Annotated in this window: 23 protein-coding genes; 15 read left to right on the forward strand and 8 right to left on the reverse strand. The window is 63.5% G+C overall.

Annotated features, from left to right (window positions below):
* Nucleotides 1–392: 392 nt before the first annotated feature.
* The 11 genes from HAP47_RS13445 (at nucleotide 393) to HAP47_RS13495 (ending at nucleotide 10565) form a co-directional block, all read left to right on the forward strand.
* Nucleotides 393–1094, forward strand: coding sequence for an RNA polymerase sigma factor (locus HAP47_RS13445; protein ID WP_173637831.1), 702 nt, complete (start codon nucleotides 393–395; stop codon nucleotides 1092–1094).
* Between the two features lie 140 nt (nucleotides 1095–1234).
* Nucleotides 1235–2059, forward strand: a complete 825-nt coding sequence (locus tag HAP47_RS13450) for a flagellin (protein ID WP_050405219.1) — start codon at nucleotides 1235–1237, stop codon at nucleotides 2057–2059.
* Between the two features lie 63 nt (nucleotides 2060–2122).
* Complete coding sequence (gene fliD / locus HAP47_RS13455; protein ID WP_173637830.1) at nucleotides 2123–3829, forward strand: flagellar filament capping protein FliD; 1707 nt, start codon at nucleotides 2123–2125, stop codon at nucleotides 3827–3829.
* Nucleotides 3829–4272 (forward strand): flagellar export chaperone FliS, encoded by a 444-nt coding sequence (locus HAP47_RS13460; RefSeq protein WP_173637829.1) that lies wholly within the window; start codon nucleotides 3829–3831, stop codon nucleotides 4270–4272. The genes fliD and HAP47_RS13460 overlap by 1 nt, the downstream gene beginning before the upstream one ends.
* 96 nt (nucleotides 4273–4368) lie before the next feature.
* Nucleotides 4369–4890: a hypothetical protein gene (locus HAP47_RS41565; protein ID WP_371821767.1), complete on the forward strand. Its 522-nt coding sequence runs from the start codon at nucleotides 4369–4371 to the stop codon at nucleotides 4888–4890.
* Between the two features lie 240 nt (nucleotides 4891–5130).
* Complete coding sequence (locus HAP47_RS13470) at nucleotides 5131–5802, forward strand: flagellar hook assembly protein FlgD (RefSeq protein ID WP_173637828.1); 672 nt, start codon at nucleotides 5131–5133, stop codon at nucleotides 5800–5802.
* A 19-nt stretch (nucleotides 5803–5821) separates the two neighbouring features.
* Complete coding sequence (gene flgE, locus HAP47_RS13475; protein WP_173637827.1) at nucleotides 5822–7111, forward strand: flagellar hook protein FlgE; 1290 nt, start codon at nucleotides 5822–5824, stop codon at nucleotides 7109–7111.
* Nucleotides 7108–7362: a hypothetical protein gene (locus HAP47_RS13480; protein WP_173637826.1), complete on the forward strand. Its 255-nt coding sequence runs from the start codon at nucleotides 7108–7110 to the stop codon at nucleotides 7360–7362. Before flgE ends, HAP47_RS13480 begins: the two co-directional genes overlap by 4 nt.
* A gap of 19 nt (nucleotides 7363–7381) precedes the next feature.
* Nucleotides 7382–7837, forward strand: coding sequence for a flagellar protein FlgN (locus HAP47_RS13485; protein ID WP_173637825.1), 456 nt, complete (start codon nucleotides 7382–7384; stop codon nucleotides 7835–7837).
* Between the two features lie 27 nt (nucleotides 7838–7864).
* A complete protein-coding gene (flgK, locus tag HAP47_RS13490; protein WP_173637824.1) occupies nucleotides 7865–9640 on the forward strand; it encodes a flagellar hook-associated protein FlgK in 1776 nt (591 codons plus the stop codon).
* A gap of 16 nt (nucleotides 9641–9656) precedes the next feature.
* Nucleotides 9657–10565: a flagellin gene (locus tag HAP47_RS13495; protein WP_173637823.1), complete on the forward strand. Its 909-nt coding sequence runs from the start codon at nucleotides 9657–9659 to the stop codon at nucleotides 10563–10565.
* A 16-nt stretch (nucleotides 10566–10581) separates the two neighbouring features.
* Here HAP47_RS13495 and HAP47_RS13500 read toward each other — a convergent pair whose 3' ends face one another.
* The 4 genes from HAP47_RS13500 to HAP47_RS13515 all read right to left on the reverse strand — a co-directional run bounded on the left by HAP47_RS13500 (nucleotide 10582) and on the right by HAP47_RS13515 (nucleotide 14018).
* Nucleotides 10582–11508: a substrate-binding periplasmic protein gene (locus HAP47_RS13500; protein WP_173640517.1), complete on the reverse strand. Its 927-nt coding sequence runs from the start codon at nucleotides 11506–11508 to the stop codon at nucleotides 10582–10584.
* 8 nt (nucleotides 11509–11516) lie between these two features.
* The gene (locus HAP47_RS13505) at nucleotides 11517–11867 is read right to left on the reverse strand and encodes a c-type cytochrome (protein ID WP_371821768.1); all 351 of its coding nucleotides are present in this window, start codon (nucleotides 11865–11867) and stop codon (nucleotides 11517–11519) included.
* Nucleotides 11868–11880: 13 nt separating this feature from the next.
* Nucleotides 11881–13545, reverse strand: a complete 1665-nt coding sequence (locus HAP47_RS13510) for a methanol/ethanol family PQQ-dependent dehydrogenase (protein ID WP_173637822.1) — start codon at nucleotides 13543–13545, stop codon at nucleotides 11881–11883.
* 227 nt (nucleotides 13546–13772) lie between these two features.
* On the reverse strand, nucleotides 13773–14018 hold the full coding sequence (locus tag HAP47_RS13515) for a hypothetical protein (RefSeq protein WP_231168869.1): 246 nt from the start codon (nucleotides 14016–14018) through the stop codon (nucleotides 13773–13775).
* Nucleotides 14019–14218: 200 nt separating this feature from the next.
* On the opposite strand from HAP47_RS13515, the gene HAP47_RS13520 reads away from it, so the two are divergent.
* The 4 genes from HAP47_RS13520 to HAP47_RS13535 all read left to right on the forward strand — a co-directional run bounded on the left by HAP47_RS13520 (nucleotide 14219) and on the right by HAP47_RS13535 (nucleotide 16468).
* Nucleotides 14219–14617: an EF-hand domain-containing protein gene (locus HAP47_RS13520; RefSeq protein WP_173637821.1), complete on the forward strand. Its 399-nt coding sequence runs from the start codon at nucleotides 14219–14221 to the stop codon at nucleotides 14615–14617.
* 342 nt (nucleotides 14618–14959) lie between these two features.
* Nucleotides 14960–15040, forward strand: a complete 81-nt coding sequence (gene pqqA / locus HAP47_RS13525) for a pyrroloquinoline quinone precursor peptide PqqA (protein WP_009031067.1) — start codon at nucleotides 14960–14962, stop codon at nucleotides 15038–15040.
* 204 nt (nucleotides 15041–15244) lie between these two features.
* On the forward strand, nucleotides 15245–16129 hold the full coding sequence (locus HAP47_RS13530) for a hypothetical protein (protein ID WP_371821769.1): 885 nt from the start codon (nucleotides 15245–15247) through the stop codon (nucleotides 16127–16129).
* Nucleotides 16130–16231: 102 nt separating this feature from the next.
* Nucleotides 16232–16468, forward strand: coding sequence for a hypothetical protein (locus tag HAP47_RS13535; RefSeq protein WP_173637820.1), 237 nt, complete (start codon nucleotides 16232–16234; stop codon nucleotides 16466–16468).
* 3 nt (nucleotides 16469–16471) lie between these two features.
* Here HAP47_RS13535 and HAP47_RS13540 read toward each other — a convergent pair whose 3' ends face one another.
* The 4 genes from HAP47_RS13540 to HAP47_RS13555 are packed head-to-tail and all read right to left on the reverse strand — an operon-like array spanning nucleotide 16472 to nucleotide 19239.
* Complete coding sequence (locus HAP47_RS13540; RefSeq protein WP_173637819.1) at nucleotides 16472–16825, reverse strand: hypothetical protein; 354 nt, start codon at nucleotides 16823–16825, stop codon at nucleotides 16472–16474.
* 41 nt (nucleotides 16826–16866) lie between these two features.
* Nucleotides 16867–17577 (reverse strand): ABC transporter ATP-binding protein, encoded by a 711-nt coding sequence (locus HAP47_RS13545; protein WP_173637818.1) that lies wholly within the window; start codon nucleotides 17575–17577, stop codon nucleotides 16867–16869.
* The gene (locus HAP47_RS13550; protein WP_173637817.1) at nucleotides 17567–18304 is read right to left on the reverse strand and encodes an ABC transporter permease; all 738 of its coding nucleotides are present in this window, start codon (nucleotides 18302–18304) and stop codon (nucleotides 17567–17569) included. The genes HAP47_RS13545 and HAP47_RS13550 overlap by 11 nt, the downstream gene beginning before the upstream one ends.
* A gap of 2 nt (nucleotides 18305–18306) precedes the next feature.
* The gene (locus tag HAP47_RS13555; RefSeq protein WP_231168970.1) at nucleotides 18307–19239 is read right to left on the reverse strand and encodes an ABC transporter substrate-binding protein; all 933 of its coding nucleotides are present in this window, start codon (nucleotides 19237–19239) and stop codon (nucleotides 18307–18309) included.
* Between the last annotated feature and the right edge of the window lie 23 nt (nucleotides 19240–19262).

Consider the following 19262-nt stretch of genomic DNA (forward strand, 5'->3'; position numbering starts at 1 on the left):
CAAAAAATCCGATAACGTCGAAACGGTGATTCGGAAAAAATTGCCTAGTCGCAATCGTCGAATGCAAGTCGGCGACCAACGGCGATGGATCACTCGCATGCTCCGCGCATGCATGTGTTCGCGTGGCGTTAGTTGATGTGACAACAGCGTTTTCCGGCGCGACGAATTCTCCCGCGGGCATGCAAGGCGATGCTGAACGACTGCTCCAGACTCCGTAGAATTGCTGCCTGCGCCTCCGCGGAGCGGCAGCTTTTGCCGGGCGGTCGGCAAAAAAATCCATCTAAGCATTTGAAAAACAACGAAAAAAGTTCGCCTGGTTTACTCAACCCCTCCGTTCAACGCTCAGAAGCCGCATGCGATGTGTGCTTGCGGCGTTGGTTGGAGAGCGGCGGATGAGTTACGCGCTTGATGTGATGGCAGCGGCCGAGGTGGAAGCCACGGTGGCCGCGGCTGCGCCGGTCGAAGCGGCTGCTCCCTGGAGCAACGTCCCCACGGTTGCCGATGCGGGCCCGCTCGACACCGTTGAGATCCAGGACGAGGACAAGGAACTGCTCGACCGCCTCGCCGCCGGCGACGAGGCGGCGTTTCGCGCTCTCGTCGAACGCCATGTCGATCGCGCCTACGCGATCGCGCTGCGCATCGTCGGCAACGCCGCAGATGCTGAAGACGTGGTGCAGGATACGATGCTGAAGGTCTGGACGCATCGCGGGCGCTGGCAGCACGGCCGTGCCAAGTTCTCGACCTGGCTCTATCGCGTCGTCAGCAACCGCTGCATCGACCTGCGCCGCAAGCCGCGCACCGAGAATGTCGATGTCGTGCCCGAGGTCGCCGACACCCAGCTCGACGCTTCTACCGTCATCGAGCGCAACGAGATCGGCAATCTTCTGGAGCTTGCGATGCAGCGGCTGCCCGAGCAGCAGCGCGTCGCGGTGATCCTCTCCTACCACGAGAACATGAGCAACGGCGAGATCGCCGAGGTAATGGATACGACCGTGGCCGCGGTCGAGTCGCTGCTGAAGCGCGGGCGGCAACAGCTGCGCGAGCTGCTCAAGCGGCACGAGCGCGACCTGCGCGGTGCGTTTACCGACTGCTAACCATAAATTCCGGCTTCTGAAGTTTTCGCGCCTGACCACCGGCGGCCGATCCGTTTGATCGGTCGGACGGGGGCTGGATCCGCGTCACCTCTCTTTCTCACGATGCGGCATGCCATGCCCCATCAGCACAGGAGCTACTCATGCCCGCAATTTCCACCAACACAGCCGCCAACTCCGCGGTCCGCTACCTCAATATCAACTCGATGCAGGAAACCAGCGCGCTGTCGAAGCTGTCGAGCGGCTCGCGCATCACCTCTGCTTCCGACGACGCGGCCGGCCTCGCGATCTCGACCCGCATCTCCTCCGACATCACGACGCTTCAGCAGGCCGCCACCAACGCGGCGCAGGCGACCTCGATCCTGCAGACCGCCGACGGCGGCGCGTCCAACATCTCGGACATCTTGGCCCGCATGAAGTCGCTGGCCTCGGAGTCAGCCTCCGGCACCGTGGCCGACTCCAGCCGCGCCTACATCAACTCGGAATTCACGCAGCTCAAGGGCGAAATCGACTCCATCGCCTCCGGCACCCGCTACAGCAGCCAGAGCCTGCTCGATGGTTCGAGCGTGTTCTCCTCGGGCGTCTCGGTGCTGGTCGGCTCGACCTCGGCCGACACCATCACGATCACGCTGACCAGCCTGACGGCGTCCTCGCTCGGCGTGACCTCGCTCGACGTCTCCAGCCTGTCGAGCGCCACCAGCGCAATGTCGGCGCTCGACAGCGCGATCGACACCGTGTCGTCCGCCCGCGCCGAGATCGGTGCCCAGGAATCGCGCTTCAACTTCAGCGCCGACTCGATCTCGACCCAGACCCAGAACCTGCAGTCCGCCAATTCGGCGATCAAGGACGTCGACATCGCTTCCGAGCAGGCGACGCTGTCGTCGGCCGAAGTGAAGACCCAGGCCGCGGTGTCGGCGGAAACCGCCGCGAACCAGATGCCGCAGTACCTGCTGAAGCTGCTCGGCTAATTCGAACGATAGATCGGGCCGGCATCGTGCCGGCCCGATTCTCACGACGGCGGAGGTGTCGACATGACGGTTAGCAGCGCCACCTCGAGCACATCAGGCGCGACATCGTCGAGTTCCGCCAGCTCTGCCAGCACGGTGACCACGACCGGCACGACCAATTCGGCCAGTATCGACTGGACTGCCCTGATCGATGCCGAAGTCAACGCCAAGCTCACGGCGGCGACCACGATCACCACCAAGATTACCGCGAACCAGGCCAAGGTCACCGCCTACCAGTCCCTACAGACCGAGCTGTCGACGCTGGCAACCGGGCTGTCGTCGCTCAGCTCGTCGATCATCAACTCGATCGCCACCAATGCGTTCGCCACACGTTCGGCGACGATTTCGTCCACCGGTGACGTCAGCGCCTCCTCGGCGCTGTCGATGAGCGTCAACAGCGGCTCGGCGACCGGCGATCACGCGCTCCAGATCACCCAGCTCGCAACCGCGCAGAAGGTGATCGGCGCTTCGCAGTCGAGCAGCTCGACCGAGCTCGGCTACTCCGGGACGTTTTCGCTGGGCATCGCCGGCGGCAGCAGCACGGCGATCTCGATCACCAGCGGTATGTCGATGCAGGATATCGTCGACACCATCAACGCCCAGACCTCGGCGACCAATGTTCAGGCCTCCATCGTCCAGGTGTCGAGCGGGTCCTACGAGATGGTGCTGACGGGGACCCAGGACGCCGCAAACATCACCTATTCATCGACATCCGGCGACGACATCCTGAACAAGCTCGGGGTCACCGACACTTCGGGGGCGTTCACCGACGTGTTGCAGAAGGCGCAATCCGCGGAGTTCACCCTCGACGGCATCGCGCTCACCCGCAACACCAACGATATTTCCGACGTTCTCTCGGGCGTCACGTTCGATTTGCTGCAGCCGACGCCCAGCGGCACCAGCCTGAACATCAGCATCTCGACCGACACCAGCCAGATCACGTCAGCGCTGCAGACCTTCGTCACCAATTACAACGCGTTTCGCGACCAGGTGATCGCGCAGTCCGCGCAGAATTCCGACGGCACGGCCGCCTCGAGCGCGGTGCTGTTCGGCGACAGCACGATGCGCGATATCATGACCCAGCTTCAGCAGGTGCTCAGCGGCTCCGTTGGCGGCATGACGATGGCCGACCTCGGCCTGTCGTTCAACGAGAACAACGAGCTGCAGCTCGATACCGGTACGCTGTCGACCGTGCTGACGCAAAATCTGGCCGGCGTTACCAAGCTGCTGTCCGCGCAGACGACGACCTCGTCCAGCCAGCTCAACGTCGTCAACACCGGGACGTCGCCGCAATCGTTCACGCTCGATGTCACAGTGGATTCGACCGGCACGCTGACCGGCGCCTCGGTCGGCGGCGACAGTTCCGGCTTTTCGGTGGTCGGCAACACCATCATCGGCAATTCGGGCACGATCTACGCCGGCATGGCATTCACCTATACCGGCTCGACCTCGCAATCGATCACCGTGACGTCATCGTCCGGGCTTGCGGCACAACTCTATCAGCTCGCGCAGACCAACTCCGGGACCAGCGGTCAGCTACAGACCATGATCACCAACCTGCAGTCGCGCGATACCGATCTGCAGTCCCAGGTCAGCGACATCCAGAGCAATGCGGCGACGTTCAAGGCGCAGCTGCAGCTTCAATACGCCAATTATCAGGCCGCCATCGAAAGCGCGAACAACACGCTGGGCTACCTGAGTGCCCTCCTGAACGCATCATCGAGCAAATAATGACACAGAATGCTACGGCCTACCTCGCCAACAATGCCTATCGATCCGCCGCGGTGGCGGTCCCGCCGCTGAAGGCGGTGGTGATGCTGTGCGACGGCGCCATCACGTTGCTGCAGAAGGCGCTCGACGCGCACGAGGCGAAGCGCTTCGAGGAAGGGCACACTTATCTGACGCGGGCGACCGCGATCCTGCGCGGACTGAGCCACCATCTCGACGTCACCCGTGGGGGCGCGATGGCCGACCGCCTGTTCCGTACCTACAATGCGCTGATCATGGCGTGCTTGCGCTCCTACGGCCGGCCGCACGCCAGGGAGAATTTCCGGCGCATCATTACCAGCCTGACCGAGCTCCGCGACGCCTGGAAGTTCGTCGAGGCGACCGCCGGCAGGGCCGCCAAGGCCAGGACGCTCGACAAGACGCTCGAATCAGCCGCCAGCCGCTGAGCGGGCGAATCGGCCGGCGAACCCCGTTTCGCCGGGAGGCGGCAGGGCGCTCGGGCGGGCGTCCTGTTGAGGAAAAAGGGCCGCTCGGTGAGCATCATGCAGGACCTGACGCTACGGCGGCGGAAATTGATTTCCGCCGTCCCGCGAATGCTTTATGACAGCCTTGGCGACGAGGCTGGATCTGCGCGCGGGATGGACGTTGCGACATTCGAAGACCTGATCGACCGGCTGGGGGAGGATCTGTCCCGCTGGCCCGATGATCAACGTCTTGCCGCCGTCCAGCTGCTCGCATCCTCGGCTGAGGCGCGGAGGCTCTATGAGCAGGCGAGCGCGGTACGCCGGGCGCTCACGGCGCCTCCGGTTCGTGCACCCAAGGGTCTTGTCGACCGCATCGTGACCGCGGCGGCGAAACTGCCCCAGAAGGAACTGCCCGAAGTGGCGGCTCCGAAGCCGGCCCCGCCTGAGGAGCAGCCGAACGATGCGCAAGCTCCAGGCGATGCCGCACAGCAAGGCAAGGTGCTGCCTGCACTGTTGCTGGCCCTTTGCCTGTTGCCCGCGTTGGCGCCGCCGGCATTGATACTCGCCGAGCCGGATCTGCCGATCAGCCTCTCGCTCTAATTTCTCCGCAATTCCTTTTGCAATACTCCGCGCCCTTCCGCGGCGGGTCGGCTTGCGCGCGCATTTGCGCGCCTCCGGGCCGCGACCGACACGGCAAATTCTGCCGATTAATCAAGTGATTCCGGGCGGATGAATCCGCGCCTGAAATCGCCGCGTCATCCGTTCTATCTGCGAACGACTTCACGATTCCAATGTTTCACCGCGTTCCGTCGCCTAGCCCGCGGCGAAGAGAGCATTGTCATGACCGTTTCCTCGGCAACCTCTGCAGCAGCCTCCGCCGCCTCGAACTCGTCGTCGAGTTCGTCAAGCAGCGCGTCGATGGGGATGAGCTCGACTGATTTCCTCAACCTGCTCGTCAGCGAACTGCAAAACCAGGATCCGCTGAACGCCACCAGCACGACCGACTTCATTAATCAGCTCACCTCGTACGCCAACTTCACCGAGCAGCAGTCGACCAACGCCAGCATGACATCGCTCGCGAGCTCGTTCTCGAGCCTCGTGACGCTCAACTCGGTCAACTATATCGGTCACACCGTCGAGGCGAAGACCAACACGGCGGAGCTGACCAACGGCTCCGCGACCTTCGGCTACTCGCTCACTTCGGCCGCTTCCAACGTCGCGATCGCGATCCAGGACTCCTCGGGCAATATGGTGTGGAGCGGCAAGGGGACCGGAAACGCCGGCTCCAATACCTTCACCTGGAATGGCCAGACCACGAACGGCACCCAGCTCAGCAACGGCGGCCAGTACACGATCCAGGTGACTGCGACTGACTCCGCCGGAAACTCGCTGCTCAGCTACACCACGATGACCGGAACGGTGACCGGGATCGATGCCTCCGGCTCGACACCTTCGCTGCTCGTGAACGGCGTCCCCGTCAGCGCCGCCAACATCATCGGCGTCACGTCCTGATTGCTTCCGGAGTATTATCATGAGTCTTACAGGTGCACTTTCCTCGGCGATCTCGGCGCTCAATTCGCAGAGCCAATCGCTGGCAATGATTTCCGACAACATATCGAACGCCGATACCACGGGTTACAAGACCACGTCGGCGATGTTCGAAGATCTGGTGACGGCGTCGAACAGCGCCACCTCGTACACGTCCGGCGGCGTCACGGTGTCCGGCCGCGCTAACATCACCCAGCAGGGATTGCTGACCGCGACCACCAACGCCACCGACGTTGCGATCCAGGGCAGCGGTTTCTTCGTCACCACCAATGCGACGACCGGCGGCACCACCTCCTATACGCGCAACGGTGCGTTCACCACCGACAACTCGGGCTATCTCGTCAACAACGGAAACTATCTCGAGGGCTGGCGCACCGACGCTCAAGGCAACATCATCGGCAATGCTTCCGCCGCGAGTCTCGGGCCGATCAACACGCAGGTCGCCTCCACCAGCGGCAGCGCGACCACCAAGACCACGGTCGCGGCGAATCTGCCGGCCGACGCCGCTATTGGCGCGACGTTCAATAGCTCGATGACGGTCTATGATTCGCTTGGTACGGCGAGCACGATCCAGATCGACTGGAAGAAGACCGCCGACAATGCCTGGCAGGCCAGCTTCGAGCAGCCAAAGCTCGCGTCGGACTCCAGCACGGCCAGCGCCAACGCGATCACCGATACGGTGGCGATCACCTTCAATCCCGACGGTTCGCTCGCCTCGACGGTGCCGAGTCCGCCGACCATCTCGATCACCGGCTGGAAGGACGGCGCGGCCGACAGCTCCACCGCCAATGGTGCGGCGATCACGCTCAATCTCGGTACGGCCGGCAAGACCGACGGCCTCACGCAATATTCGTCGGGCCAGGCCACGCCTTCCGTCGACCTCACGAGCATCACGTCGGACGGCCTGCCTTACGGCAAGCTGAGCAGCATCGCGATCGGCAAGGGCGGCGTGGTCGATGCGACCTACTCCAACGGGCAGACCATCGCGATCTACAAGATCGCGGTTGCGACCTTCAGCGACCCCAACGGATTGAGCGCGGCCAGCGACGGCCTGTACTCCGCGACGGCAGCCTCCGGCAACGCCACGCTGCAGACCTCGGGGGCCAACGGCGCCGGCACGATCTACGGCAGCGAGCTGGAATCGAGCACCACTGACACCAGCGGTCAGTTCTCCAACATGATCTCGGCGCAGCAGGCCTATTCGGCGGCGTCGCAGGTCATCACCACCGTCAACAAGATGTTCGACACGCTGATTTCGGCGGTGTCGCGATGATGGCCGGAAAGAAGAATGACCGCTTGCTGGTCAGGCTTCAGCGGTTGAAGGCGAAGGCTGCTTCGGTTCAGCCGAACGATCGGGCGCAACTAACTGCGTTGCTCGACGACGTCGAAACATTACGAGACCTGCTGATGCGCGAGTGCGCGCGGCTCGACCAGGAAATCAACCGGGCCTCGGTCCGGGGAACGGCAATCACCGCGTATGGGCGCAGCGCACAATCGGTTCGCGCCCTGCGTCGCGGACACTAGCTTGAACGGGAGCGATGACATGACACCGGAACGCAACATCAAGATCAATCCCGCGGGCAATGACGAGCGCGCCAGGTCGTTGATCGCACTGATCGACAATCTGATCGAGATCGTGAACGAGGAGAACGTCGAGCTCGCCAAGGGCCTGCCGGCCTCGCGGCTGAAGCAGGTCGACGAGAAGAACCGCTTGGCCACGCTGTTCGAGCAGTGCGTGGCGGAGGCCGTGGGCAAGACCGCCAACCTCGACGTCCAGGATCGCGTGCTGCGCGAGCAGCTGATGGATCGGATCCTGAAGCTTCGGGTAGCGATGGACGAGAACGTGATGCGGCTGCGAGCGGCGATCGATGCCAGCAACCGCAGGATCGAGGCGATCATGCAGGCGATCCGCGAGCAGATCGCCAACGTATCGCCTTACGGGGCTGGCGGCCGTCGCGTCACATCCGCGATGTCCTATGGCACCAACGTGCGGGCCTGATCGCGCCGGCGCCGGAAGGAGTGGGTCGTGTCGTCGCTCGATATCGCACGAAGCATCGCATTCAGCGGGCTGTCAGCCACGCAGGTGCAGATCAGCGTGGCCTCGGCCAACATCTCCAATGCCGACACCAAGGGCTATACCGAGAAGACCGCCAACCAGAGCAGCAGCGTCACCAGTGGTGTCGGCACCGGCGTCACGATCTCGGGGATCACCAGCGCGGTCGACAAGCTGCTCCTGAAGTCGCTGGTTGGGGCGGATTCCGATCTCGGCGCCGCCGACACCAACAACAACTATCTGACCGAGCTCCAGCAGCTCTATGGCAGCACGTCGAGCGGCGACAGCTCCACGACGGGTACCTCGCTGGCCAACACGATCGCGGCATTCGAGTCGGCGCTGTCCTCGCTCGCGGGCACGCCGAGCAGCGCTTCGCTGCAATCGAACGCCGTCAGCGCGCTCGCTGCGGTCACCAATCAGCTGCAGCAAACCTCGAGCGGCATCCAGAAGCTGCGCTCCAACGCCGACCGAGACATCGCCTCGGCGGTCACCGACATCAATTCCGATCTGCAGCAGATCTCCGACCTCAACAAGCAGATCAAGCAGGAGGCGGCCGCAGGGCAGTCGACCGCCGATCTCGAGGACCAGCGCAACAGCGCGCTGCAGGACCTCGCCTCGCAAATGAATGTGAGCTATTTCACCACGTCGAGCGGCGACCTGCAGGTCTATACCGGCTCCGGTCAGGCGCTGATCGACAGCACGGCGCACCCGCTGAGCTTCACGGCGCTCCCCAGTGTCACGGCATCAACGACGTATAGTGCGGGATCGTCGAGCGGCTTCAGCAGTATTACCGTCAACGGGATCGACATCACCTCGCAGATCTCCTCCGGCAAGGTCAGCGCCCTGATTGCCCTGCGCGACCAGACCCTGCCGGCCGCGCAGTCGCAGCTCGACGAGCTTGCCCAGCAGCTGGCCTCGAGCGTGAATGCGGTATCGAACCAGGGCACATCGGTGCCGCCGCCGACGAGTCTGACCGGAACCGCCACGGTGAGCAGCACAACGCCGCTATCGGCGACCGGCACGGTGCGGATCGCGGTCGCCGACGAGAACGGCAATCTCGTATCCTACAAGGATCTCGACCTCTCGTCATACGCGACGGTCGGTGATCTCGTCACCGATATCAACAAGATCTCCGGCGTTACGGCTTCGGTCGATGCCAACGGACATTTGACGATCTCGGCGACGGGAGCCGGCAACGGCGTGGCCATCAACGAGATGACGAGCTCGGTCGGGAGTTCGGGTGAGGGATTTTCGGATTATTTCGGGCTCAACGACCTGATCACGGGGACCAGCGCCTCCAACATCGCGGTGCGCAGCGACATCCTGAGCGGCACGGCGGCGCTGCCAACGGCGACACTCGATGCGTCGTCCACGCTGACGGTCGGAAACTCGGTGCTGTCATCGGGCTCCGCGACGGTGGTGAATGCGCTCTTGAGCGCACTGACGGGGTCGACCAATTTCGCCATGGCGGGTGGGCTGGGCGCCACCACCGGCTCTTTCACCGATTATGCGGCAGCAATCGTTGCCAACGTCGCCGGCAAGGCGAGCCAGGCATCGGCAACCTACACAGCCAAGCAAACCGCGCAGTCGACCTATGCGAACTCGCTGTCGTCGCAGTCCGGCGTCAACATTGACCAGGAGAGCGCGAATCTGAGTGCGTTACAGAACAAATACGCTGCCGCGTCCCAGATCATTACGACCATCAATGCCATGTTCTCGGCGCTGATGACCGCGATGACCGCAGCCTGAATGTGAGGGCGTTGTCATGATGATGCGTGTTGCCACCTTCGCGCAATCGGAGCAGATGATATCAAGTGCGCTGCGTGTGCAGTCGGCGATGGCCAATGAGCAGGTGCAGGAGTCCTCCGGGCTGCAATCCGAGGATTTCGGCGGCTATGGCTCAGGCGCCGGGCGCGTGATCAATTTGCAGGTCTCGGTGACGCGCGCCCAGTCCTATATCGATGCCAGCAATCTCGCCGACAACAAGGTGCAGGCGATGTATTCGGCGGTCGGCTCGGTGACCGATATCATCACGCAGCTTCGGACCCAGCTCAGCGCGGCCACGACCGGCAGCAGCACGGCGACGGCATCGGTGATCAACTATGCCCAGCAGGCGATCTCGCAGATGCAGGGGCTGCTCAACACCCAGTATGACGGCGAATACGTCTTCAGCGGCGCCCGCACCGATACCGCACCTGTGGATCTGTCGAGCTATGACACCGGCACGGGCTCGCTGACGACATCAGACACCAGCTACTACAAGGGTGACGGCGAGATCGCGTCGGTGCGCGTTTCGGACAGCCAGTCGGTCTCCTATGGCGTCACCGCCGACAATCCTGCCTTCGAGCAGGTCATGCGGCTGTTGAAATACGTCGGCAACAGCACGACGTTGTCGTCGACCGATATCTCGCAGGCGCTCGACCTCGCCAGCAATGCATTGGATGCAACGTCAACGGTGCAGGCAAAGCTTTCGACCTCGGCGTCGCAGATCGAGACCGCCAGCACGAACCAGAGCGACTACCAGAATTTCGCCAAGACCCTGTCGACCAACCTCACCAGCGTCGACGTCGCGGCGGTGACGGCACAGCTTTCGACCTATCAGGCGCAGCTGACGGCATCCTATTCGGCGATCGCCAAGATCCAGAGCATGAACCTGGCGAGCTACCTGCGATAGCAGCCTGTCGCCGGCATCAGCGGTTCAGGATCTTCAGCCAGACGTCGCCGAGGATGATCGGCTCGCGCGGGGGAAGCCAGGTCAGGCCTGCCGTCTTGCCAAGCTCGGCGATGGTGCCTTTGGTTTGCAGGTCGGACAGCACCTTGTTGACAGCTTCCAGCAGCGCCTTGTCGGTCTCGAGAGCGACGTAACCGCGGTTGGCGCCGATCGGATAGTAATAGCCGGAGGCGGTGATCTTGGTGTCGGGATGATCAGCACGGTAGGCGTCGAACCGGCGCAGGTCGAGCAGGGTGGCGTCGAATTCACCGCGTTCGAGCTCTCCCAGGAGGTCGCTACGCCCGGGAACGAGGTGGGTGATGTCTCCGATCAGCTTTCCCTTGTCGAAGGTCATCAGGATGGCATCGCCCAGCGTGCCGCTTTCGATCGTCAGGCGAAGGCCGGCGAGATCCCCGATATCGGAGATCCGTCGATCCTTGGCCTTGGGGCCGAGCACGACGGTCATCGGCGAATAGATGTAGGGCTGGCTTGGCGCCAGCACCCCGATCGGAATCCGCCGGCGGCGATCGTCGCGCGTAGCGCCATCGAAGTCCGGCAGCTTGGCCGTCGCGACACCCGGCGCCTTCAGCGAGTCCGTGGTGAGGGCGTAGCCGCCGACCAGCGAGCATCGCCCGTCCGACAGCAACGCATTGGCCTCGAGCGCGGGGCTCGAATCCTCGTCGAGCTTGCTCTCGAACCACTGGATCTTGAGCGGCCGTCCGAGCCGCTCGGCGATCACTTGCGCGAGTGCGACATCGAAGCCGGCATCCGGCTTGCCGCGATGATGCGCCGACAACGGCGGGAGATCCTCATCGAGGCATACTTTGAGCGGCGCGTCGGCGGCATGCGCTGCCGCCGTCATGGCGAGAAGCAAGGCTGTCGCGGCGCCCGCCAGCAGCGCTCTCATAGGCGCTCTCATGGGGTCCTCCGGCTCGACAGGAAGGCCCAGACGTCGGCGATCTCCTGCTCGCTCAGGATGTCGGCCCAGGGCGGCATCTTGCCGTTCTTGCCTTGCTTCACGGTGGTCACGAAGCGCGTCTTGTCGTCGGGAAACGCGCGCAAGTCCGGCGTGATGGTGCCGGAGTTGACCATGTTGGGCCCATGGCAATGCGAGCAGTTCTTGGCGTAGGTGACCTTGCCCTGGTCGGCCTGACCCTGAAGGTCGATTGCACCGGTTTGCTGTGCGGCTGCCGGGATCAACGTGATCAAGGCCGCCGCGACGGCGGCGAAGATCGCCGCCGTCAACAGGGTTACTCTCTCAGTCACGTGTGCTCCGCGCTCAGTTCTTGACCGCGAAAACCCACAGCGAGCCGCCGGGTGGGACCTTGGCAAGCCGCTCGTCGCCCGAGAACAGCGAATAGACGCCACCATAGCCAGAGGTGACGGCGACATACTGCATGCCGTCCTGCTGCCAGGTCACGGGTTGTCCTTCGATGCCCGAACCGGTCTGGAATTGCCAGAGCTTCTTGCCGGTGTCGGCGTCGAATGCCTCGAATTCGCCGGTCAGCTGACCGGCGAACACCACGCCGCCGGCCGTGGAGAGAACGCCGGAGAAGCGCGGAATGTCGCTCGGCGCTTCCCACTTCGCCTTGCCGGTCATCGGATCGATCGCCTTGAGATGGCCGCGCGGTCCGGTGCCCCATTCCCAGGGATCGGTGAGGTCCATGCCGAGATACCACTCGCCCTGCTTGAACGTCACCGGCTCGGACTTGTAGCGGCCGCCGAAGGCAAGCGTGTTGGCGTAGGCGAGGCCGGTCTGCGGATTGAACGACATCGGCTCCCAGTTCTTGCCGCCGAGGATCGACGGGTAGACCGTGACCTTCTTGCCGTCACGTGCATCCTTGGCGACGTCGGTCTCGATCGGCCGTCCGGTCTTCAAGTCTACTCCGGTGGCCCAGTTGACGTTCACATAGGGATTGGCCGCGAGAAGCTTCCCGTTGGTGCGGTCGAGCACGTAGAAGAAGCCGTTGCGGTTGGCATCCATCAGCACCTTGGTCGGCTTGCCCTCGACATTCATGTCGGCAAGGACCATTTCGGCCACCGAGTCATAGTCGAACGGATTGTTCGGCGAGAACTGGTAGTGCCACTTGATCTTGCCGGTCTTCGGATCGAGCGCGAGCACCGAACAGGTGTAGAGGTTGTCGCCCGGACGTACCGCCGAGTTGAACGGTCCGGGATTGCCGATGCCCCAATACACGGTGTTCAGTTCGGCATCATAGGAGCCGGTGATCCAGGTCGATCCGCCGCCCAGCTTCCAGGTGTCGCCCTTCCAGGTGTCGCCACCGGGCTCGTCCGGAGTCGGGATCGAGTAGGTACGCCAGAGGCGCTTGCCGGTCGCCGGATCCCAGCCGTCGATGAAGCCACGGGTGCCGAATTCGGCGCCGGAGATGCCGGTGATCACGACGCCGTCGGCGACCAGCGGCGCCACCGTCATCGAGTAGCCTTCCTTGATGTCCGCAGCCTTTTCGCGCCACAGTTCCTTGCCGGTCTTGGCATCGAGCGCGATCACATTGGCGTCGAGGGTGGTGCGGAACAGCTTGCCGTCATACAGAGCCGCGCCGCGATTGATGATGCCACAGCAGACGATACGCGGCGTCTCAGCGGGATACTCGACCTTGGTCTTCCAGATCTGCTTGCCTGTCTTGGCGTCGATCGCCATCGTGGCATTGTGGGTGGTGACGTAAAGGACGCCCTGGTAGACGAGCGGCTGCGATTCCTCGCTGCGGTCGTCGTTCAAGCTGTAATTCCAGACCGGGACCAGATTTTTGACGGTGTCCTTGTTGATCTGGTTCAGCGTCGAGAAGCGCTGAAGATTGTAGCCCATTCCGTAATTGAGAACGTTCGATGTATCAGTCGCACCCTTGACCAACTGCTCGTTGGTCTGAGCGCTTGCACCATAAGATGCAAGAATCACGAGGCTTGCGGCCAGCGCAATGCGTCTCATCATATCCTCCCAATGAACCTTTTCCGCACGCCTATTCCTGACGTTGCGGACGGAACCATCCCCCTGAAACCAAAGCGGGTCAATACGAAACGTGAACGAACCCCAGCCAGCCTCCGGAGGCCGGTCGAAAGCTTCAGGTTTTTGCTGATGCGCCCGTAGCTTACCCTGGCATGGAATACACGACGCCACGTGTGACTCGCCGCTATGCCGCAGCGCGAACGGTTCGGTCAGCTCCACGGCGCATGCGGACAGACGCTCGGACGTGGCTTGGTGCCTCGCTTGTCCGGCGGCACATTGCAATTGTCGATGCGCTGCTCGTCGGTCCATTTGCGTCCGAGCCGTTCCTTGCCGGTGAGTGTGCGCTGCTGGATGGTCTCTGCCGATGGGGTAGCGGCCCTGTTCTGCGCGGACGCGGGCGCGGTCAGACCGAGCGCAACGAGGCAGCCCATCGTGGTCCTGCAAATGTCGCTCATGGGTCACCTCGCTTGTTCAGGTGCGATGCCATCTGCCGAACGCCAGAGATGATCCGTGAGGCAGTCCCTTTCCACCCGAAACCCGACAGGCCTCACCGGTTACACTAGCCGTAGGAAGCCTCGTCGAAGCTGCTATGGTAGCTTCGATCGCAGGGCACGCTCCGTATCCTTGCCGGAGCGGCGCTCAAGGGAGACCAATAATGATTTCGCGCCGATCACTTGCTTTGACCTTGGCTGTTGCCGTCCTGTCAGGTCCCGCTCTGGCCGCATCGGGTGGTCGCAGCGCGCTCAAGATGCTCGATCCCGACAATGACGGCACAGTCGACCTTGCCGAAGCCAAGAAAGCTGCCGCCGACCTGTTCGCGAAGCTCGATCCCGATCATGATGGCACGCTCGACGTGCACGAATTGCACGGACGGCTGACCGCGAAAGAGTTGGCGAAGGCGGATCCGGATCATGATGGCACCCTGACGCTCGACGAATATCTCGCGGTCGTGGAGCAGCGGTTCAAGGCCGCCGATCCCGACAATGACGGAACGCTGGATGCGAAGGAGTTGAAGTCGCGCGCCGGCCGGGCGCTGCTTCGCCTGCTCAAATAGGTCCGTGCCAGCGAATTGTTTCGAGCGGATTTCGCCTATTGACGCTGGATTTTCGCGCATAACAAAAAAAGTTGCGATTTCGCTCTTGGGCAAGACGCGGCCGACGCGATCGGGTCTGCTTATCCGTACGTCGCCGCCCGGCAGCCGGAAAATGACTGACAGATCAGCGTCGGTATTTCCCAGCCGTTTCAAAGCCGGGCGGACGTCAGCGAGCCGTCGTCCGTTTCGGCATGTCCAGCAGCGAAGTCGGGTCCTTACCCAACTGGCTTGCGCCCTGGAACAGCCCGCCCTAGCTTGCCGCGCGGCGCGACGCTTGCGCCAACTTAGACTTGGGAGAAGAAAATGGCCTGGAAAACACCGAAGATCGTCGAAGTGCCGGTCGGCATGGAAATCAACATGTACGCCTGCGCAGCGCGCAAGTAATCCGAGACAAGTAACGCGAGACAGCCTGCCCGGCTCGTGCAGCTTGCTGCATCGAGCCGCGGCAGGGGCCTTTCGCGGCCGCGATGCTGCCGCTACAATTTCCCGCAGATCGTTCCCACAACCCGTTGAAATCGAGACCACCTCCGATTGGCGGGCCGTCCTGCTTTGTCCTACAGTGCGGCTTGAGGCGGTGGTCCGGGGACGATGAGTTTCGAAATCAAGCGAGTGTGTTGTATGGGCGTGCTGTGCGCGGCGATTGCCGGCGTCGCGGCGGTGCTGCCGCTCGCCGCCTGCGCCGAGGGTTTTGATACCGAGCACATCTTCGGCTTCATGATCGGGTCCGATGTGGGCGAGGTCGGCGAGCGTGAATTCCAGAGCCAGACTACCGGGCGCTTCGCCAAGGATACCGGCCGCTATCGCGCGCTCAATCAGGAAATGGAGCTTGAGCTCGTTCCGGCGCCGAATTTTCGTATCGAGCTCGGCACGTCGTTCAGCGCGTACGATATCAATCGCGTCCCGGGCTTCGACGATCGGCGCCAATTGTCGTGGCAGAGCGTCTCGGTCGATTTTCGTTATCGCTTTCTCGAGCGCGAGGCGGCGCCCTTCGGCATGACGGTCGCGTTGGAGACAGGTGCCAACCGCGTCGATGAGACGACGGCAGCGGCTGTCCGCAGCTACGGCACCGAACTCACGGTGGCGTTCGACCGTGAGGTGATCCCGAATCTTGCGGTGGCTGCCCTCAACGTCAGCTATGAGCCGGAATGGACGCGGATGCCGCGCACCGGCGCAGCAGAGCAAGATGCCACGATCGGCGTCGCGTTTGGCCTGATGGCCAAGGTGAGGCCGGATATCCTGATCGGGGGCGAAGCGCGCTATTTCAGGAAGTATGAGGGAATCGGCATGGACGAGCTGTCCGGGCAGGCGCTGTTCATCGGTCCGACCGCCTATTTCCAGCTCTCGGAGCGCTCGCGCCTGACTGCGACCTGGAGCGTCCAGGCTTGGGGGCAGCGGGCCGGCAGCAATGCCGCCCTCGACCTGGTCAATTTCGAGCGCCACCAAGCGCGGCTGGTGTACGGTCTGAACTTCTAGAGCCGGGTTCCCACATCCTGTCACGGGCCTGTGAAACCCTGACCTGGCTGACTACGTATTCCGTCGTGCTATCTATTTCGTGAGCACGCCTAGGGATCGCGTATGAACCCGATTGATCTGATCGTCACTGTATGTGCCGTGCTGTCGCCCGCCACCTGCGAGGAGCAGCATCTGGTGTTCAACTGGAACGGTTCGCTGCAGCAATGCGCCATGGCCGCGCCGCCTTACATCGCGCAATGGGTCGGCGAACATCCGAAATGGACCGCGGTGCGATGGCGCTGCGAATATCCGCACACCAACGATCGCGCCAGCACGGACGGCAAGCCGCCGGCGGGCTAGCTCCTACTTGTTGCAGTCCTTCAGATCCTTGTCGGACACCGAAAACACGGCATCGGCCTTGATCTCGATGTCGCGAACGAAGCACTGCCTGGCGCCGCTGTAGCCGACCTTGGCATCGTAGCGGCCGGGCTCGACGCCGGTGATCCGCAAGCGTTCGTCGTGGTCGACTTCCTTGTCCTTGTCGTTGAGCGTCTGGTTGGGACCCCACTCGTTCTTGCCCGCCGGGGACAGCTCGAAGCTCGAAATCGTGGCGCTGGTCAGATTCCACAGCCGGATGCCTTTGCCCTTGCTTTGGGCAAGCGCAGTCGTCGGCAGGACAAGCAACGCAACACCAACCGCAATCAAAGCACGCGCCATCCAATCTCTCCCTTACGCTTTCGTCCAAGGATGACGGCGTCTCACATATTTGCAAGGTCCAACCGTGAGAGCCGCCGCTTGATTTCGTCGATCTCCGGCTCGCCGCGCATCGCGCGTGGCGCGGCGATGGTTTCGACGTGAAGGATTCGGGCAGGTCGCGGCGACAGGAAGAACAGCCGGTCGCCGAGGCGGACTGCGTCGTCGAGATCGTGGGTGACCAGCAGCGTCATCATCTTCCGGCTGGCCACCAGCGTGGCGATCTGGTCGCGCAGCCGCCCCGCAAGTGCATTATCGAGCGAGGCCAGCGGCTCGTCGAGGATGAGGAAATCCGGCTCGATGGCGAAGGCGCGGGCGAGCGCGACGCGGCGGGCGAGGCCGAGCGACAGCTCACCGGGAAAGTGGTTGCGGTGCACGCTCAATTCGAGCACCTCGAATAGCGCCGACAGCGTGCCGTCGTCGACATGCGGTGCGGCGAGCCGCACATTCTCCTCGACGGTGCGCCAGGGCAACAGCCGCGGCTCCTGAAACACCATGCCGAGGCGCATGCCCGGAGAGCGCGCGACATGGCCCTGGTAGTTGCCGTCGAGCCCGGCGAGAATCCGCAGCAGGGTGCTCTTGCCGCAGCCCGACGGGCCGAACAGCACGCCAACCTCGCCGGCGTTCAACGTGAAGGTGATGTTGTCGAGCACGTCGTGCCGCTTTCCGGCCGCGCTCTGGAAGCTCTTGCCTGTGATACCGACCTCAAGCTGCACGGAGCCGCCACCGCGTTAGCCTGGTTTCAAACGGCTGCACCAGCAGGGTCTCGATGACGAGCACGACGCCGGCAAAACTCAGCGAGTAGGCGAGCAGCAACGGGATGTCGAACAGCTGGAAGGCGACCCCGATCTCGAAGCCGACGCCGTTGGGCCGGCCGAGATATTCGGCGACCAGCACGATCTTCCAAACCAGCGACAGCCCGGAGCGCGCAGCGGCCGCGATGTAGGGCGCAAGCTGCGGCAGGATCACATGGCGGAACGCGCGGCCGCGCGGCAAGGCGAACGCCGTTGCCATCTCGTCGAGCGCAGCGTCGAGGGCGCGGGCCCCCTCGCGCAGGGTGACGACGGCGGTCGGCAGCTTGTTGATGGCGATCGCCGTGATCGCGGCGACCTCGGTCAGGCCGGCCCAGATATAGGCCAGCACGATGACGACCAGCGCAGGCAGGTTGAGCAGCAGGATCAGCCAGGGGTCGCCGAGGCGATTGGCAAGCGACACGCGGCCCATCAGGTAGCCGATCGCCGAGCCGAGCGCCATGGCGAGGGTGAAGGCCAGCGCGACACGCGCCAGCGTTGCGCCGAGATTGATGAACAACGCGCCCGATCGTGCTTCGGCTATGAGGACCGACAGCACCGCCGGCGGCGCCGGCAGCTTCGCATCGCCGATCAGGAGCGAGGCAATCCACCAGGTCGCGATGAACAGTGCGAATGACAGGAGGCGCAGCACCGCTAGTCTCCCGGGATCACTTGATAGAACGTGCCGGGATCGAGCTCGGTCGCGGTGCCGACGAGATCGCGGCCGCCGAGCTGCGCCAGCACCCGGTAGAGCACGCGAGCATCAGCCTCTTCGTCGGCGATCGGACGGCGTGGGATGCCCTCGCGGTAGCGGTCGCGATAAGCGCGCAGCGTCGCCGCATCCTGCGCACCGGTCAGCGGCGCAATCGTGTCCCATTCGGCATCCGAGGTCGCCAGAATTTCCTTCGCGGCGCGCGTCACCGCGATGAAGCGGGCCACCAGATCCCTGTTGGCATTGGCCCAGGCTTCGTCGAACACGTAGCCGATCATCGCGATGCGGCCCTTGCTGCCGAGCTTTTGCAGGACCTCCTCCATGCCGGCGAGCCGGCGAAAGCCCTTGGCTTCAAGCGCGGCGCAGAAATTCCAGTAGTTGAGCGTCGCGTCCATCTCGCCGCCGAGGGCCTTGGCGGCCAGCAGTGGCGGCGCGCCGTAGACAACGGTCGCTTGCGACTTCAGGTCGACGCCGTCCTGCTTCAGTGCAGCCTGCAGCAGCAGCCAGTTCTTGTCGATCGCGCCGCCGGCGACGGCGAGCTTGCGCCCCTTGAGGTCCGCGAGCGTCTTGAGCGGCGAGGCGGCCGGGACCATCACGGCGCCGAGCGCGCTCGAATAGGGATAGAACTGCAGCCTGGCGCCGAGCGAGCGTTCGCGCGACACCCAGGGCCAGTCCGATACCATGACGTCGGCCGACCCGGAGCGCAGCGCGATCTTGCCGGCCTCGGGGCTGGCGAGCTCGACAACATCGATCGACAGATTGGCCTTCTTGTCGAGACCATGGGAGCGAATGACGGTCAGTTCCCAGGCCAGCGTTCCGGTCTTCTGCGCTGCAACGCGGATAGTCTCCGCGTTGCACGAGGTGCCGAACTGCATGGCCGCCAGAACTGCCGCAGCCA

Source organism: Bradyrhizobium sp. 41S5 (genome assembly GCF_011516665.3).
GTDB lineage: Bacteria > Pseudomonadota > Alphaproteobacteria > Rhizobiales > Xanthobacteraceae > Bradyrhizobium > Bradyrhizobium quebecense.